This window comes from Ralstonia sp. ASV6 (genome assembly GCF_016429285.1).
Lineage (GTDB): Bacteria > Pseudomonadota > Gammaproteobacteria > Burkholderiales > Burkholderiaceae > Ralstonia > Ralstonia flaminis.
Genome location: NZ_JAELUI010000340.1, coordinates 1 through 595 on the forward strand (window position 1 = coordinate 1; position 595 = coordinate 595).

At 61.8% G+C, this 595-nt stretch carries 1 pseudogene; it reads left to right on the forward strand.

Annotated features, from left to right (window positions below):
* Window positions 1-61: 61 nt before the first annotated feature.
* Window positions 62-595, forward strand: a pseudogene (locus JHD73_RS27975) (transposase); the annotation flags it as partial.

The following is a 595-nucleotide window of genomic DNA, read 5'->3' on the forward strand; positions in this document are numbered from 1 at the left end:
TGGGCTGCTGCCGGTTTCATGGACACCTTGTTAAGGTGGAAAATGAAACTGGAGGTGGTTTATGGGAACGAGGCGGCAATTTAGCCGGGAGTTCAAGCTTGAGGCCGTGAGGCTGGTCAAAGAGCGAGGGGTGTCGGTGTCGCAAGCAGCGCGCGACTTGGACGTGCACGAGAACGTGCTACGCAAGTGGGTGCGGGAGGCGGCACAAGACCCTCAGGAGGCATTCCCCGGCAAGGGGGTGATGAAGCCTGAGCAGGCTGAAATCGAGCGACTGAAGAAGGAAGTGGCGAAGCTCAAGCAGGAGCGCGACATTCTGAAAAAAGCCGCGGCCTACTTCGCCAAGGACTCACTGTGAAGTTCGAGTTCGTGGCGAAGCACCGGGTGGCCTGGCCGGTCAAGCTGATGTGCGAGGCGCTCGGTGTCTCGCGAAGTGGCTTCTATGCGTGGCTGGTGAGGCCCAGGAGCCGTCGCAGCCTGGAAGACGAAGCGCTGGCGGCGAAGGTACGGCAAAGCTTCGTTGGCAGTGACCGCACCTACGGTGCCCGCCGAGTCTGGCACGACGTGCTGGCGCTGGGTGAGCGTTGCGGCCTGCACC